The sequence below is a fragment of the Mucilaginibacter sp. genome (genome assembly GCF_028288205.1).
Classification (GTDB): domain Bacteria; phylum Bacteroidota; class Bacteroidia; order Sphingobacteriales; family Sphingobacteriaceae; genus Mucilaginibacter.
Genome location: NZ_JAQBOD010000048.1, coordinates 89,197 through 103,502 on the forward strand (window position 1 = coordinate 89,197; position 14,306 = coordinate 103,502).

Annotated in this window: 14 protein-coding genes; 11 read left to right on the forward strand and 3 right to left on the reverse strand. The window is 37.6% G+C overall.

The features are described from left to right. Positions 1–72 precede the first annotated feature (72 nt). Positions 73–732 carry a hypothetical protein gene (locus JWR23_RS11305; protein ID WP_299516153.1) on the forward strand — a complete coding sequence of 220 codons (660 nt, stop codon included), beginning with the start codon at positions 73–75 and terminating at the stop codon, positions 730–732. Here JWR23_RS11305 and JWR23_RS11310 read toward each other — a convergent pair. Further along, entirely contained in the window at positions 727–1,395 is a 669-nt protein-coding gene (locus JWR23_RS11310) for a phosphatase PAP2 family protein (protein WP_299516154.1), read from the reverse strand. The two genes, JWR23_RS11305 and JWR23_RS11310, sit on opposite strands and share 6 nt — an antisense overlap. A gap of 73 nt (positions 1,396–1,468) precedes the next feature. Here JWR23_RS11310 and JWR23_RS11315 point away from each other — a divergent pair, with 73 nt between their 5' ends. The 3 genes from JWR23_RS11315 to JWR23_RS11325 all read left to right on the forward strand — a co-directional run bounded on the left by JWR23_RS11315 (position 1,469) and on the right by JWR23_RS11325 (position 5,187). After that, positions 1,469–3,205 carry an amino acid permease gene (locus tag JWR23_RS11315; protein WP_299516156.1) on the forward strand — a complete coding sequence of 579 codons (1,737 nt, stop codon included), beginning with the start codon at positions 1,469–1,471 and terminating at the stop codon, positions 3,203–3,205. Between the two features lie 6 nt (positions 3,206–3,211). Further along, positions 3,212–3,466: a SemiSWEET transporter gene (locus tag JWR23_RS11320; protein WP_299516158.1), complete on the forward strand. Its 255-nt coding sequence runs from the start codon at positions 3,212–3,214 to the stop codon at positions 3,464–3,466. A gap of 86 nt (positions 3,467–3,552) precedes the next feature. After that, a complete protein-coding gene (locus tag JWR23_RS11325) occupies positions 3,553–5,187 on the forward strand; it encodes a DUF3943 domain-containing protein (RefSeq protein WP_299516160.1) in 1,635 nt (544 codons plus the stop codon). 416 nt (positions 5,188–5,603) lie between these two features. On the opposite strand, the gene JWR23_RS11330 is transcribed toward JWR23_RS11325, so the two are convergent. Together JWR23_RS11330 and JWR23_RS11335 are read right to left on the reverse strand one after the other, a co-directional pair. Beyond that, complete coding sequence (locus JWR23_RS11330) at positions 5,604–6,380, reverse strand: phosphatase PAP2 family protein (RefSeq protein ID WP_299516162.1); 777 nt, start codon at positions 6,378–6,380, stop codon at positions 5,604–5,606. Positions 6,381–6,462: 82 nt separating this feature from the next. After that, positions 6,463–8,406, reverse strand: coding sequence for a KUP/HAK/KT family potassium transporter (locus JWR23_RS11335; protein ID WP_299516164.1), 1,944 nt, complete (start codon positions 8,404–8,406; stop codon positions 6,463–6,465). Between the two features lie 190 nt (positions 8,407–8,596). Here JWR23_RS11335 and JWR23_RS11340 point away from each other — a divergent pair, with 190 nt between their 5' ends. The 7 genes from JWR23_RS11340 (at position 8,597) to JWR23_RS11370 (ending at position 14,301) form a co-directional block, all read left to right on the forward strand. Further along, entirely contained in the window at positions 8,597–9,085 is a 489-nt protein-coding gene (locus tag JWR23_RS11340) for a T9SS type A sorting domain-containing protein (protein WP_299516166.1), read from the forward strand. A gap of 309 nt (positions 9,086–9,394) precedes the next feature. Further along, positions 9,395–10,006, forward strand: coding sequence for a fumarylacetoacetate hydrolase family protein (locus JWR23_RS11345; RefSeq protein WP_299516168.1), 612 nt, complete (start codon positions 9,395–9,397; stop codon positions 10,004–10,006). Between the two features lie 158 nt (positions 10,007–10,164). Then, complete coding sequence (locus JWR23_RS11350) at positions 10,165–11,880, forward strand: M23 family metallopeptidase (RefSeq protein ID WP_299516170.1); 1,716 nt, start codon at positions 10,165–10,167, stop codon at positions 11,878–11,880. After that, a complete protein-coding gene (bcp, locus tag JWR23_RS11355) occupies positions 11,880–12,338 on the forward strand; it encodes a thioredoxin-dependent thiol peroxidase (RefSeq protein ID WP_299516172.1) in 459 nt (152 codons plus the stop codon). The genes JWR23_RS11350 and bcp overlap by 1 nt, the downstream gene beginning before the upstream one ends. A 136-nt stretch (positions 12,339–12,474) precedes the next feature. Then, positions 12,475–13,029, forward strand: coding sequence for a sigma-70 family RNA polymerase sigma factor (locus tag JWR23_RS11360; RefSeq protein WP_299516174.1), 555 nt, complete (start codon positions 12,475–12,477; stop codon positions 13,027–13,029). A gap of 62 nt (positions 13,030–13,091) precedes the next feature. After that, positions 13,092–13,814 carry a hypothetical protein gene (locus JWR23_RS11365; protein ID WP_299516176.1) on the forward strand — a complete coding sequence of 241 codons (723 nt, stop codon included), beginning with the start codon at positions 13,092–13,094 and terminating at the stop codon, positions 13,812–13,814. Between the two features lie 91 nt (positions 13,815–13,905). Continuing rightward, positions 13,906–14,301, forward strand: a complete 396-nt coding sequence (locus tag JWR23_RS11370; RefSeq protein WP_299516177.1) for a hypothetical protein — start codon at positions 13,906–13,908, stop codon at positions 14,299–14,301. Positions 14,302–14,306: the final 5 nt, after the last annotated feature.

Consider the following 14,306-nt stretch of genomic DNA (forward strand, 5'->3'; position numbering starts at 1 on the left):
TAAAACTTCGTAAGTCTACGTTAAAATGACCTTAAAGCAAAACTTTGGTACGGTTTTAGGGCATATATAGCTATGAAAAAGATATTTTTAAATTCTGCAATATTATTATTTCTGGCGTTACCTGTATTTAGCCAGGTATTAAAACCGGTAAAAATTGACAGCTTGGTTACTGTTTCTTTACCTCGCGCCTATCATAAAAAAGACACTTTAGGGCAACAAACTTTTTCGGCAAATGGCCTGTATGGCTATATGGCTGTTATAAGGGCAGTTAACGCCAAAAACAATGAACCATTAAAAATGGAGGAAGACCTTAATAAGGTTTTATTAGACTATATTAAAGGGATACAGGTTCAATCCGATGACGGTTCGAGCGCGCAAAATGTTCGTGACACTACTATAGGCACTTTAAAAGCCAAAACATTTACGTTGCAAACTGATAACGGACAAGGCGATGTTGAACTTAGAAATTTTATATTACTTTATACTACAGGCGCTACTTATACTTTTGAGTATGTATATCCCGAAAGCAGAGGTGAGGTGGTTAAAGGTGAATTGAAAGCTTTTGTTAGTTCTATCAAGCTATCGCCGATGCTTCAGCGTAATGACCAATACTTATCAAATGCTAAAGGCATGTCGCCGGTAATAAAAATAGGTTTGTTTGGCGGCGGTGGATTACTGATAATCATCACTATAATCTTATTTATCCAAAAAAAGAGAAGATTAGATTTATAATAATTTTGAACGCTTTAACAGTCCCCTATTCCATTTAGGGGACTTTAAAAATTCGCGATTTTCGGCCCAGTATATCCAGAAAATGGTAAGTACCACACCTATTGCCGAACCGGCGGTTACATCTTCAAAAAAATGCTGACTCAGGTACATTCGCGAATAGCCAACTAATATGGCAATTAATAATAAGGTCAATGCCCATAGCTTATTTTTACACCAGTAAGCCAGCAGCAAGGCTGTTGAAAAAGCCGTTACAGTATGGCCGGAGGGGAAACTCCCTAAACTCAACTGATCAATACCCTTAACAAAATGTATACGCAAAAGCTGATCGTGAAAATATAGCTTGGGCCTGGGCGCATTAACAATATGCTTAATTATTTGTGCCGATATGGATGTAATGGCATAAGCGCCTGCCAGTAAAAAAGCCTTTCGGTAGCTAAAAAAAAGCAAAATAACTGCCAGTACAATTGTTGTCCAGCCATTACCCAGGTCAGTAACATAAGGGGCTACCCAATCGCCAAAATCAGTAAATTTTTCGTTTATGGCATAATAAATTTCTTCCCGACTATAGGTGAGCTTAATAATTAAACAAATAGCTATCAGGATAAGATAGGGGATAAAAAAGAATCTTACTTTGTATAAAATAGCCTTTATTCTGATATTCATGGGTGCAAAGTAAGCATATACTTATATCACTGCAAAAAAATGGCTATGTTTGGTTTCAGGACAATAAATTTAAATGGCAAGAAATCTATTCCGCAAAAAATCAATTGAAAAAATAGTTGCAGATGCTCACGCCGGCCTTGATGATGGCCACGGAGTATCATTAAATAAAGTTTTGGGTGTGCGCGACCTTACTGCGCTTGGTATTGCCGCCGTTATAGGCGCCGGTATTTTTAGCACGGTAGGCAAAGCCTGCTTTGACGGTGGCCCGGGCGTTATTTTTTTATTTATGATATGCGCCGTCGCTTGCGCTTTTTCGGCACTTTGCTATGCAGAATTTGCTTCACGTATCCCAATGTCGGGCAGTGCTTATACCTATTCATATGCCGCGTTTGGCGAAATAATTGCCTGGATAATTGGCTGGGACCTGGTAATGGAATATGCGGTAGGTAATATTACAGTAGCTATTTCATGGTCTGGTAACCTCACCAGCTTTTTGCATAATATTGGCCTGCATATTCCAGACTTTTTATGCACCAGCTTTTTCGAAGTAAAAAATGGGAATACCCGGTATTTAGAAAAAATAGCCAGTCATGATATGGCTGGCGCAGCAGATTTTTTAAACCTGCACAATATCTGGATCAACGCGCCGCACATTGGTTCAGTCCCTTTTATTATAAATATTCCTGCCTTAGCTATTACTGTTTTTATTACCTACCTGGTTTATGTTGGCATTAAAGAATCAAGGCGAGCCAGCAACCTCATGGTATTGTTTAAATTATTAGTAGTTGTTGCTGTAATTGCGGTAGGTTTTTATTATGTAAACCCTGCAAACTGGGTACCATTTTTACCTAATAAATTTGCCGGTGTAATGAAGGGGGTTTCGGCGGTATTTTTTGCCTATATTGGCTTTGATGCCATATCAACCACTGCCGAAGAATGTAAAAACCCGCAAAGAGATTTACCACGAGGCATGTTTTACTCCCTGATAATTTGTACCATATTATATATTTTAATAGCGCTTGTGCTTACCGGCATGGTTAACTATTCAAAACTTAATACCAGCGATTTTTTGGCTAACGCCTTTAACGAACGCGGCTTAAATATATTTGGCGGTATTATAGCGTTAAGCGCGGTTGTGGCAACCACATCGGTACTGCTGGTATTCCAGATAGGGCAGCCGCGTATTTGGATGAGCATGAGCCGCGACGGCTTATTACCACCCCGGTTTTCAAAATTACACCCCAAATATCATACACCATCATTTGCAACAATAATTACCGGTTTGGTAGTAGGCATTCCATCTCTTTTTCTCGACTCGGCAATAGTAACCGACCTATGCAGTATTGGCACCCTGTTTGCGTTTGTATTGGTATGCGGGGGCATTTTAATACTGCCACGTACAGATAAGCATTCAGGTAAATTCAGAGTGCCTTATATCAACGGAAAATACCTTGTTCCTTTAATTTTGGTAGCTGCTGTTATATTTGTACAAATACAATTTCCTTATTTCTTTAAAAATTTCTTTGGTCTTATAGATGCGGGCCAGCCAAATTTATCAAAAGCGGCAGTGTTGCATGAAAGGATACCTTATTTTGCTTTCACTTTACTTGTTTTAGCTATTACAGTAGCAGGCTTTATTAAAAACTTTTCTTTAATACCGGTACTTGGGTTAATATCCTGTTTTTATTTAATGACGGAGTTAGGCACAACCAACTGGTTGCGCTTTATAATATGGCTTATTATAGGCTTGATTGTTTACTTTACTTATAGTTACAAAAACAGCAAGCTTGGCAAGGAAGCATATAGTTAAATCAGCATGAACTATATTGAAATTATTGGTTTAATGGCCGCGTTTAGCACTACAGTTTCTTTTCTGCCGCAGGCGGTTAAAACTATTCGCACTAAAGATACCTCGGGTATATCATTATCAATGTATGCAGTATTTACTACGGGCACTTTTTTGTGGTTAATATATGGCATTCTTAGCCCCAGCCTGCCGGTGGCGCTGGCCAATGCAGTAACCTTTTTATTTGCAGGGATAATTTTGATCTATAAGATCAGGTATAAATAGCAATTTTAAAATAACGATATATTACATATTAATTAAAACACTTAGGTGTATTATCAGTTGTAGTTTATAACTTTTATACCCTATTTATGACAAGTTTGTACTTTCTTTTTTCCGTAGCATTATCTGTTTTATTCTTATCCTTTAATTTTAATATAGCTAAACAACTAAAAATTTTAGCCCTTTTTAGTTTACTAATAATTTCGTCATCCTGTGTATTTGCACAGAGCGCTACACCCATAGATACAATTAAACCAGGCAATGGCCCTGTCAAAGAACAGCTGAAAGATATTAAGGCAGCAAAAAAAACAATTACCGACTCCATAGGTAATGAACCTAAAAAAAGCCCGCTTATTGATACTACTATTAAAAATAAGTATGGCGATCTTTTAAATGATGATAAAAACTTTAATAAAAAATATCCGTTGTGGAAACCTCTTGTCCAGGTTGTAGGTATTAATGTATTTACATGGTCATTAGACAGACTTGTGCTTAACGAGGATTTTTCGCACATAGGCCCAACAACCTGGAAGTATAATATACAAAAAGGCTGGGAATGGGACGCCGACAGGTTCGGTATAAACTTTATAGGCCATCCTTATACAGGTTCAATGTATTTTAATGCAGCCCGTTCGCAGGGATATAATTATATTCAATCTATTCCCTTTGCCGTTGCCGGTAGCTTAATGTGGGAGTATTTTGGTGAAAATTCGCGCCCATCCTATAATGACATCATTAACACTCCCGTTAACGGAGCATTTCTTGGGGAAATATTTTACCGCTTAAGTTCAAATATTTTAGATGACCGTACCAGGGGAAGTGAAAGGGTTTTTCGTGAAATAGCAGCCGGGTTGGTTGATCCTGTCCGCGGCCTTAACAGGTTGTTACAGGGAAAATCTTTTAGGAGAACTACGAAGGAGGTATATCAAAAAGAACCTCTTAATATTACCATATTTGCAGGGATACATAAAATAAATAATGATAATAAAACAATATTTGGCAAGGGACCTAACGAGGCCTTAATAAATGTGCAGTTTGATTATGGAAACCCGTTTGAAGAGCGTTACCGCAAACCTTTTGATTTTTTCAGACTGCGTACAGAATTTAGTTTCGGATCTGGAAGAAAGCTTTTAGATAACCTTACCGGTTATGGGATTTTATTGGGCGATAATACAGGTGTTAAAACTGATTATGGTAAATTCTCTGTATTATATGGCCTTTTCCAATATGATGATTACTGGGATAATAAAACCTTTGAATTAGGGGCACTTGGTATTGGCGGCGGTGTATTTACCAAATATCCAATTAGTAAAACTGTAAATCTTTATACAAATGCACATTTTGCTTTAGTGCCTTTGGCCGGCAATAGTACACGCTTTGGCCCTGATACATCACAAGTTAGAGATTATACGTATAATAATGGACTGGAGGCTAAATTTGAAACTACGCTTAATGTAGGGAAAGCTTTCAGCGCATCTTTTATATATTATTATTTCTTTCTTCATACCTATGTTGGTACTCCCGGCAATAATAATATAAGCATTTTAAAGCCCAGAATTACCATACAGGTAGCAAAAAACATAAGCCTGGGGTTTGAGCATTTTATATATTATGATGACCGCTATTTAAAAAACATCCCCGGTATATATTCAGTAAGAACAGAACAAAAAATATTTGTATCCTGGTTTTTGGAAGACCAGCAACGCAAGGGCCGTTATAACTAAACAAGCAATTGTATAGGTATACGATAAGATCTGCCAATGACAAAAATGCTGTCTGTTTGTTTCACGCGAGGGTGAAACAAATGAAACAAGTGAAACAAGATTTTTGGTTAATTAATTGCTTATGAGACAATTGCGAAAAAGTGATGAAACAAAATGTAACAACTTATTCGTCAGTATTTTTAGGTATGATTTTAAGTTTCCTTATTGATAATCAAATAATTATAAATTACTGATTTTAAGCAAGGATGAAACAAGATGAACAAAATCACTGACAATATAATGCCGCCATTATATCAGATGCCCAAAGTTTATACCACGCGAAAGCTTGTGCTAAGAATGATTTTCAAACAGATAATTTAGTGTTGTTTTCAATGCGGTTATTTGCAAACGCAAATATGGTTGCTCGAAAGGGCGTTTTATAAATCCATAGCAAATGATAATACCCCTGTACCATCCTGGTAGGTGGGCATAACCATAACTTTTTTGCCGGTTTTACCGTCGGTATGTGTTAACCAATTTCGGATATAGGGATATACCAAATAAGACAATTTAGTTGAAAGGATACCATAACCGGCGCCTGCAACAACATCACTAAACCAATGATCGCGGTTATAGAGCCTAAATACGCCTGTAGTAGCAGCAAACGTATAGCCAATGATACCATATACGGTTGATTTGCCCGAGTACTCCTGCGCCATAAACTCAGCCGCCATAAACGCGGTGGCCGTATGCCCGGATGGAAAAGATAAATAATCCTCATTATTGGGCCGTAAGCGATGGGTTAGATGTTTGGTAGCATAACCAGTTACACCTAATATTCCGGCTGATAGGCCAAGCAAAGCGGTACGGTCAATAAAAGTGTTTTTACCAGAAACGCCTACGAGATTTAAGCCATAAACTATTATGATAGGAGCAAACTGGAAATAGCTTTCTGTCACCGTGTGGAAATTAGGATCAGTTTTGGCAATCTCAGTATGAATGGAGTAATCTAATTGGCGAATAGGATGAAATACAAATGAAAGAGCGCCATAGGCAACCAAGCCGGCCGGAGGTATAAGCGCCCATGCTTTACTGTGTAAATGCTTTACTGTGTCAGGAGCAGTTAAAAGATCCTTTTTAATAGTATCTCCAATTTTTTGCGCATTGGCCTGATACGAAATAATACAAAATAATGCAACTAATATCCTCTTCATATTATAACGATGTAGATTACAAACTTATTTTTACAATCTGTATTAATATTGAAGTAATATTATCTTAAATTGTTTTTAATAATTATTTAACGCGGTTAATTTCTACGGTTTCCGGGGCGGCCAGCATCAGCGGAACTTTCTCTATAGTAACAAAACTCAGATCAAGCCCGAAGCCACGTTCTTCTGATAAGCTGACCTTTTTTAAATAGCCATAAAAAGCCATAATAAAACTCTCATAAAACGACAGGTTATGCGAACGGGAAAGCACTTTTTCAATAACAACAAACCTAAAATCGCCTACAATTTTATGCTTGTTTAATGATTTATAACTGCTGGTAATATCAACTTCGCCATTTTTAACCAAATCCTCAACTACTCTTCTAAACAATAAATTTATTTGCTGCTCAATACGGAAACCCAGTTTAAAATCTATTCTTATTAGCTTATTGGGTACCAACACATCTACTTCATATTCCTTTTTATAAGGCTCATCCATAACATCAACATGTACCAGCCAGTAAACATCGGCACGCTTTGGCTGCTTCTGCAAAATGGAATAAACTATTTTAGATTCAACCTCCGAATTAAAATTAGCGCTGGTTAAATAAACAAGCTGCGACGCGTATTTGGGCACCGTTTCATCATCGCTTAATTCTTTAATTATGCCGTAATAATCTTCTATCTCAATAAATTTAACATAACGGTTCCTGATTTTACGGGCCGTATGCCAGCTCCACATAATAGAGAACAGGAATGAGCCTATTGATAGGGTGAACCAGCCACCATCAACAAATTTACCAAGGTTACCCCACAAGAAAGTACCTTCAATTAACAAGTACATTATAAGGAAGGTATTTACAATATAATCCGGCAGTTTTTTACGTTTCAGGAATTTAGATACTAATATGGTGGTCATCAGCATGGCTACGGTAATACTTAAGCCGTAAGCCGCCTCCATCTTGTCTGAATGTTTAAATAATAATACTACACCAATACAGCCGGCACATAGCAGCCAGTTAACGCTCGGCACATATAGCTGTCCCTTTTGCTCGGTTGGGTAATTTATTCTAACCTTGGGCCATAAATTTAATCTTACTGCTTCGGCAATTAGTGTAAATGAACCCGATATAAGCGCCTGGCTGGCAATAATAGCAGCCACAGTTGCTATACCTATGCCATACATCAGAAACCACTCCGGCATTATTTTATAAAAGGGGTTTTGCAGGTTAAGGTTAACTATTTGCCCGCTACGTTGTAATAACCAAACTGCCTGGCCCAGGTAATTAATAACTAAGCAGGTTTTAACATATATCCAGCTTATTTGAATATTTAAACGGCCGCAATGCCCAAGATCCGAATATAAAGCTTCGGCTCCTGTAGTACATAAAAATACAGCACCTAAAATGGCGAAAGCATTGGGGTTACTGCTTAAAAGTTCATAAGCATAATATGGATTTAAAGCTCTTATTACAGACGGAGCCTGAGCTACAAAAAACACACCTAATAGGCCCATCATAGTAAACCATATAAACATTATTGGTCCAAAAGCCTTACCTACTAATGATGTACCAAACTGCTGTATAATAAAGAGTGCGGCTATAATTATAATAACTATCGGCACAGTATGTAAATGCGGATAATAGGTGTGTAAACCTTCAATAGCTGCTGATATTGTAATAGGTGGTGTAATAATACCATCGGCAAGCAAAGCGCAGCCACCAACCACAGCCGGTATTATAAGCCACTTTGCCTTACGGCGTACTAAAGAGAACAGGGAGAAAATGCCACCCTCGCCTTTATTATCGGCACGCAAGGTTATTACTACATATTTTAAAGTAGTTTGCAGGGTAAGCGTCCAGAAAATACAGGAAACCCCTCCAAGGATTAAAATATCAGAAATACGTTGGGTACCAACAATTGCTTTGAAAACATATAATGGAGATGTACCTATATCCCCATAAATTATTCCTAAACTGATGAGGAGGCCTGCGCCTGTCAGTTTTTGCAGATCTTTATGATTTGACACTAATATTTATTTAAAACGCACAAAAATATTAAAATTTTTGGGTTGCAACTTAAAAATCATATAAACGTATAACTAAACAAATCGTTAACTTAGAACAAGGTTTGTTAAATTTTGTTAAAACAAGTAACAAAAGCATCAATATTGCTATTGATGGCTGGTTTATTTATACTTTTGTACAGATTACTAAAACATGCGGCGAATTTTTACTTACACCAATTCATGGATAATAATAATTGCGATAGCAATATTCATGAACTATGCCTTTGCTGCAGCGGCTATATTACCCCAACACGATACTACCAACTATTTTTTTAGCAAGAAAAAACCTAAAAAAGGCATCCTGTCTTTATCTATTCCACCTATAAAGCCGGGAATTTATTCGACCACAAAGGTGAATGTGCCCCGGCTGGATGACAAACTTTTAAGCAATGTTGAGGTTTACCCTAACCCTATAACAGATCAGATCAACTTAAAATACATGATATCCAGGAATACTAACGTAACCATAAAAATGGTTGATGTATTAGGTAATGATGTTATAACTTTGTTTTCTCAAAGAGTTGATCCGGGCGAGCAAATTTTGAGCCGCCAATTAAACAACAAACTAAACAGGGGATTTTATTTTATTCGCGTTATTGCCGGTACCGAATCTATAATTAAGCGAATATCAGTGTTATAAGGCAATTAGTGAATAAGGGATTGATTGAATTAGGGAATGAATATAAAATTAACGTGTTTAGCAATTAGCTATCCGGTTAAGAACCATAATACTGCAATAACCGGGCAATCACAAAGAAGTGAGTGTACTGTACCAGGTACAGGTGAATACACCTTGGTACACCCCGGAACACTTGCATACACTGTTTCTTACATAAGCTCTTGACGTTTAATTTTCAATCATTAAACATTTTAAATTAATTCATTTATTTGCATATTCAAAAAATTATTCATTCAATCGCTAATCTATTCATCACTCACTAAAACACACATGAAAATTATTGCCATTGGCCGCAACTATGCCGAACACGCCAAAGAACTGAATAACCCGGTACCTACCATCCCGGTAATATTTATGAAACCTGATACCGCCTTATTAAAAGATAATAAGCCTTTTTACCATCCTGATTTTTCTGACGATGTACACCACGAAATAGAGATTGTATTAAAAATAAGTAAAGAAGGCAAGCACATCGACGAAAAATTTGCTGCCGGATATTATGACGAAGTTGCACTGGGTGTAGATTTTACCGCGCGCGATATTCAGTCACGGCACAAAGAAAAGGGCCTGCCGTGGGAACTGGCAAAAGCCTTTGATAACTCTGCCCCTATAAGTAATTTTCTGCCCAAAGCCCAATTCAAAAATATTTATGACCTTAATTTTCACCTGGACGTTAACGGCGAAAGCAGGCAAATTGGCAACACAAAAAATTTGCTCTTCTCTTTTGAATATATAATTGCCTTTGTTTCCAGATACATCACCTTAAAAAAAGGCGACCTGATATTTACCGGCACCCCGCAGGGTGTTGCAAAAGTAAGCGTTGGCGACAGGCTGGAAGGCTATTTGGAAGATCAGAAGCTTATGGATTTTTATATAAAGTAAAAAGCGTTGTCAGCCTGTCGGAAAGGGCCTTTACGCACATTTCGACGGGCTGCCAATGACACCTCAATAACTTTATATAGGTGATGCCGAAATAAGTTCGGCACCACAACGTTCATTTAAAGCATTTATTTAACACATCCCCTATCGATAATATCTAAATGAAAAGAATATTTTTCATCCTCTTATTATTTTTAAAATACAATTCTACCCAGGCACAAAACCCGATACAAAGCAGAGAATATCCTAAAAGGTTTTTTCGTTATCCGCTTGATTTACCACCCAGCACGGCAGGGGGTTTTGGCGAATTAAGGCCAAATCATTTCCATTCTGGTTTAGATTTCAGAACCAACCAGCGAAGCGGTTACCCCGTACATGCTGCTGCCGACGGTTATGTGTCGCGGCTGCGGGTACAATTTGGCGGCGGCGGCAACATAGTTTATATTACCCATCCTAATGGCTTTACCACGGTTTATATGCATAATGAACGTTTTAGCCCACAGATTGCTAATGCCGTGCGCGACTATCAATACGAGCATCAATTGTTCGAGGTTGATTTTGCGCTGCCACCAGAGCAAATACGGGTATGTAAAGATGACATTATTGCTATTTCAGGACAATCGGGCGGTGTAGCAGGGCCGCACCTGCACTTTGAAACCAGGGATACCAAAACAGAAGAGACAATAAATCCGCAACTTTTCGGCGTCACTATTCCAGACAGGATACCGCCTACTATAAGCGCCATAGCTATTTACCATTTAAACGGGCGGCCCTTTAGCGAAAATACACCGCACCAATTTTTACCGGTTACCGGTGCGGCAGGCAATTATCATTTAACAAAACCTAAGGTGATTGAACTAAATGGCGATATTGGTTTTGGCATTTCTGCTAACGATATGAACAGTGTGTCGGGTAACCATAACAACGTTTATTCTATCCAGCTAAAGCTGGATGGTAATGACGTTTATACCTTTGCTGCCGAACGTTTCGCCTTTGATCAAACCCATGCTATAAATGGTTATATAGATTACCCTGCCTTTTTAACGCAGCACCGATTTATACAAAAGTGCTTTATACTGCCGGGCAGTAAAATATCGCTTTACCCGCAATCTGTTAATCGCGGCATAATTAATTTTGATGATGATAACCTGCACGAAATAGAATATGTAGTTAAAGATGTTGCAGGTAATACATCAACTCTAACGCTTAAAGTACGTTCAAAACATTTATTGCACGCTCCTGCTATAGCTAAACCGGCGGGTATATTATTTCATTACGATCAAAAAAATGACTTTAGTACAGATAAGGTTAAAGTATCTGTTATGCCTGGCAATTTATATGATGATGTAGATTTTACTTATTCAGCTTCGTCACAAAAACCGGTGGGTGCCTATTCGGCTGTTCACCATATACATAACCGCTTTACTCCTATACATGACAAGTATGATCTGTGGATAAAACCCGATGTTGACCTGGGTAAATTTGCTGATAAAGCCACCATAGTTAACACCAACGGTGTTTGCGATAGCAGTATATATGAGAATGGTTATGTAAAAGCACAGCCCCGTGTGTTTGGTGATTATTATATAAAGTTAGATACTACGGCACCATACATAACGCCGCTAAATATCCACAATGGTAGTAATATGACTCAATCTACCGGCATATTTTTAAAAATAGGCGATAATTTATCGGGGGTAAAAACTTACAATGGCAAAATAGATGGCAAATGGGTTTTAATGGAATGGAATTATAAAAGCAGGATACTAAGTTATACCTTTGATGGTAAGTTGCCTGCCGGTAAACATGTGTTTGAGTTAACTGTTGGCGACAATAAAAATAACGTTTCACAATTCAACGCAGATTTTTACAGATAATGGCAACACTTAAAACAGGCGACAAGGCCCCGGATTTTACCGCGAAAGATCAAAATGGCAAATCTGTTTCTTTATCAGATTTTAAAGGCAAAACTGTTATCCTCTATTTTTATCCAAAAGATGATACCCCCGGCTGTACGGCCGAGGCTTGTGATTTCAGGGATAATTACCAGTCGTTGGCGGGTAAAGGGTTTGAAGTGATAGGTGTTAGTACCGATGATGAAAAATCGCACAAAAAATTCGAGACCAAGTATAGTTTGCCTTTTCCATTAATTGCTGATACAGATCATCACATTGTTGAAGCTTACGGCGTATGGGGCGAAAAGAACATGTATGGCAAAAAGTATATGGGCACCATGCGTACAACTTTTATTATAAATGCCGATGGCAATATCCAAACAATAATAGATAAGGTGGATACCAAAGCATCATCACAACAAGTGCTTGATCTGCTATAATGCGTTCGTGATAGGCTTCGCCGTTTAAGTGGGCAGTTGCTATAAACAAAATAATAGTACTTTAGCAGCTATAGTTATTATAATAAAAACAAAAGACCTGAATAACTATTATACTAAAAAATAAATATTATTGTACATGCTTACACAGGTTGAAGATGCAGAGATACTAAGCAAGTTCCAGGACGAAAAGACCCGGAACGAAGCATTTAACCTATTACTCAATAAATATCAACAAAAAATTTACTGGCACATTCGCCGCATGGTTATAGACCATGATGATGCTGATGACCTGGCACAAGATGTGTTTATTAAGGTTTGGAAAAACCTTGGCGGTTTCCGCAGCGACTCGCAGCTATACACCTGGATGTACCGGATAGCCAGTAACGAGTGCATAACTTTTCTGAATAAGAAAAAACAAAAAAACAATATTTCATTAGATGATGTAGCTTATGACCTGGCTGATACACTGGCCGATTCTACCTATTTTAATGGTGATGCAGCACAAAAAAAATTACAGAATGCCATAATTACCTTGCCCGAAAAACAACGGCTGGTATTTAATATGAAGTATTATGAAGATATGAAGTATGAAGAAATGTCGCAAGTGCTGGGTACAAGTGTGGGGGCGTTAAAAGCTTCATTTCATTTGGCGGTGAAAAAAATTGAGGCCATTTTATTGGCAGAAGACTAAATTTAAATTGCGTTTAAACCTTTTCATATAAATTTCATCTAAAAGTAATTATGGCAAGCGATATGGAAAATAAAGAATGGCTGGATGATTATTTGTCACTAAAACAAGTTAGCACAACTAATGCGTTCACAGTGCCTGATGGCTATTTTGATGGGCTGAAAGAGCGCATCATATCGGGTATTAAACTGGATGAAATAAAAAACACTACACCTTTAAATGGTTTTACCGTTCCTGAAAATTATTTTGAGGACCTGGGCAGTACTATAAAAAGCAGAATTAATATTGAAACTATTTTAAACCCGGAAAACACGGGCTTTACTGTTCCGGCAAATTATTTTGAGGAGTTAAAAAGTAAAATACAAAACCGTTTATTGATTGAACAGGCAGTAAATAATGCCGAAGATACATTTACAGTTCCGCAGAATTATTTTAGCCAATTAAATAAAAACATATTAAACAAAACCGTTAACCAGGGTGTAGTAAAACCCAAAAGCGCGATGATTAGAATGATATCATCAACCGCTTTTAAATATGCTACTGCCGCGTGTGTTATTTTAATGTTAGGTACCGGCCTTTTTTTTCAGCTGCAATCGCCTACGGCTATTCATGACCGTTCTTTTTTACATAAAGAATTATCGGCAGTTCCGGTAAATGAAATTCAAAGTTATTTGGATGAAAACGTTGATGCCAATGAAACCCAACACACCGTTACAGACGAAAACCTGCCGGTTAACGCAGCTGATTTAAAAGCAGCTTTACAAGATTATACAGATAACAATCAATAATGAGCTATAACAAATGAATAAGTTTGCTAAACATATCTTTGTTATATTAATATTGTTTATTAGTTGTACTGCTTTTGCGCAAAATTTACATATGCCAGTACAGCGGCAAAATTTTAATAACAGGGTTATAAAGCAACCAAATCCTGGTATGCGCCGCATACAGGTTGTTAAAGAAAGCTTTATTGGCCAGCAGCTTTCGCTTTCGCGCGAACAGGGTGAAAGATTTTGGCCCATGTACAGACAGTACCAGAATGAGCTTTTTGAAGTTAGGAGATTAAAACGCCTGAACAATTCGGACGCGCAGGCTAACGGATCCGAACAAATTAAAAAAGATATGGATTATGATGCGCAACTGATAAACATACGCAAGCATTATAATGATGAGTTTTTAAAAATATTACCTCCCGAAAAAGTAAGCCAATTGATAAAAAGCGAACGCGAATTTACCGATGAGCTGATAAGGAAGCTACACGAGCAGCCTAAATAAGAAAT

Excerpts from the sequence above, each read along its gene's own strand:
- JWR23_RS11315 (WP_299516156.1), top strand. The coding sequence starts at position 1,469 with ATGGCAAGAAATCTATTCCGCAAAAAATCAATTGAAAAAATAGTTGCA.
- JWR23_RS11350 (WP_299516170.1), top strand. The coding sequence starts at position 10,165 with ATGAAAAGAATATTTTTCATCCTCTTATTATTTTTAAAATACAATTCT.
- JWR23_RS11330 (WP_299516162.1), bottom strand. The coding sequence starts at position 6,380 with ATGAAGAGGATATTAGTTGCATTATTTTGTATTATTTCGTATCAGGCC.
- JWR23_RS11340 (WP_299516166.1), top strand. The coding sequence starts at position 8,597 with ATGCGGCGAATTTTTACTTACACCAATTCATGGATAATAATAATTGCG.
- bcp (WP_299516172.1), top strand. The coding sequence starts at position 11,880 with ATGGCAACACTTAAAACAGGCGACAAGGCCCCGGATTTTACCGCGAAA.
- JWR23_RS11370 (WP_299516177.1), top strand. The coding sequence starts at position 13,906 with ATGCCAGTACAGCGGCAAAATTTTAATAACAGGGTTATAAAGCAACCA.
- JWR23_RS11310 (WP_299516154.1), bottom strand. The coding sequence starts at position 1,395 with ATGAATATCAGAATAAAGGCTATTTTATACAAAGTAAGATTCTTTTTT.
- JWR23_RS11320 (WP_299516158.1), top strand. The coding sequence starts at position 3,212 with ATGAACTATATTGAAATTATTGGTTTAATGGCCGCGTTTAGCACTACA.
- JWR23_RS11360 (WP_299516174.1), top strand. The coding sequence starts at position 12,475 with ATGCTTACACAGGTTGAAGATGCAGAGATACTAAGCAAGTTCCAGGAC.
- JWR23_RS11305 (WP_299516153.1), top strand. The coding sequence starts at position 73 with ATGAAAAAGATATTTTTAAATTCTGCAATATTATTATTTCTGGCGTTA.
- JWR23_RS11365 (WP_299516176.1), top strand. The coding sequence starts at position 13,092 with ATGGAAAATAAAGAATGGCTGGATGATTATTTGTCACTAAAACAAGTT.
- JWR23_RS11325 (WP_299516160.1), top strand. The coding sequence starts at position 3,553 with ATGACAAGTTTGTACTTTCTTTTTTCCGTAGCATTATCTGTTTTATTC.
- JWR23_RS11345 (WP_299516168.1), top strand. The coding sequence starts at position 9,395 with ATGAAAATTATTGCCATTGGCCGCAACTATGCCGAACACGCCAAAGAA.